This window comes from Synechococcus sp. R6-10 (assembly GCF_047461815.1).
Classification (GTDB): Bacteria; Cyanobacteriota; Cyanobacteriia; order Thermostichales; family Thermostichaceae; genus Thermostichus.
This window is the reverse complement of record NZ_JANSHW010000692.1, coordinates 1-846: the sequence shown is the minus strand read 5'-3', so window position 1 is coordinate 846 and position 846 is coordinate 1. Positions and strand designations below refer to the sequence as shown.

The 846-nt window shown below is 55.3% G+C and carries 1 protein-coding gene; it reads left to right on the top strand.

Features of this window, described 5'->3' with window-relative positions; genetic code table 11:
• Window positions 1-486 precede the first annotated feature (486 nt).
• Window positions 487-846: ZIP family metal transporter (locus NW837_RS15350; protein WP_414332522.1), on the top strand; the 360-nt coding region annotated here is incomplete at its 3' end.

The following is an 846-nucleotide window of genomic DNA, read 5'->3' as shown; positions in this document are numbered from 1 at the left end:
CGGTGTGAGTGTCGGTGTAGGTGTCGGAGTTGGAGTCGGTGTAGGTGTAGGCACTGTCGTCCCACCGCTTCCGCCGTCACCGCAGCCGGTCAGCCCCAGACAGGCCGCTCCTAGACTCAAGGCCACAAGAGAGAGTTGTAACTGCTTTTTTCTTCATCGCTCTCTCACTCCTCGTCACTATCGGACTTGACTTTAGTTTTTATCGACCTGTCTTGCTGCAGTGTACTCCAGTCCAATTGCTGTTCAGGACGCTTCTGTGCCGAGGCAATTTACAATTATTGTAATAAACCTTGGCTTAGCTGGCAAACTCCAACTAGGGAATAGCTCCTTCAGACTTGCTCTTAGGTACCTTGCTTGTAAGCACAAAATCTGGCGCTCCAAGCCAACTTTCAGAACCTCGCCTATGCCGCTCGAGCCAGCAATGTTCACACAACGTTGGAAAGGGAGGAGAATTGAGAAGCATTCGGCCTTTGTGGAGAGGGGCTTGTGCATCCAATCGCGATGGGATCCCTGGCTAGCTTTATCGCCGGCTTGGCGACGGGGCTGGGGGCTTTGCCGGCCCTTTTTCTTCCCTCGCTCTCCGAAAGGGTACAAGGGATCCTGCTGGGGTTTGGGGGTGGGGTGATGTTGGCGGCCACCTCTTTTTCCCTGCTGGTGCCGGGCACCGAGGCAGCCATAGCGCTGGGGTATTCCCCATTTGGGGCGGCTGTGGTGATGGTGGCAGGCCTGTTGTTGGGGGCGATCTTCCTGGAGAGTGCCCACCGCCTCTTTCCTCACGAGCACTTTTTCAAAGGGGTGGAAGGGGAGAACCGCGCCCATTTGAAGCGGATTTGGCTTTTTATCATT